Here is a 387-nt window from a genome sequence, read left to right as displayed (position 1 = left end):
GTAGCTTTTCTATATTATGAACAAGTCAATACAATTGCCATTGCGCATTCACATTCGCTGGCCCCCGTAAGGTCAATTTATTGATGCCTTTGTTCACTGTAATGTTCCCGAACACTGGCTCTATACAGCCTAATCGCTTACTGTATTGTCGTCGACCTATGGGGCTATCTATTTTTACTTTCATCTTATCAACATAGCTCAGCTTTTTACGTGATTCATTATTTATAAACTGAACTTGTCGCCCCGTTTTAATCGGTGGCTTTCGCATACATTGCTGTTGTAGTGGGCATACTTTGCAATCTTTTAAGTAACCGCAGAATAGCGTGTATTTTTGGGTGTGACTTTGTAAATTTATACCACTTCGCCACATATCATTACCTGCTTGGC

1 protein-coding gene is annotated in these 387 nt (G+C 39.8%); it reads right to left on the bottom strand.

Annotation, left to right across the window (positions count from 1 at the left end):
- Nucleotides 1-25 precede the first annotated feature (25 nt).
- Nucleotides 26-387, bottom strand: a 362-nt coding sequence (locus tag CWB66_RS22110) for a transposase (protein WP_171037579.1), incomplete at its 5' end; no start/stop codon positions are given.

Source organism: Pseudoalteromonas sp. S558 (assembly GCF_005886635.1).
GTDB classification, from domain to species: Bacteria; Pseudomonadota; Gammaproteobacteria; order Enterobacterales; family Alteromonadaceae; genus Pseudoalteromonas; species Pseudoalteromonas aliena.
The sequence above is the reverse complement of the archived record's forward strand: the minus strand, read 5'-3'. Positions and strand labels throughout refer to the sequence as shown.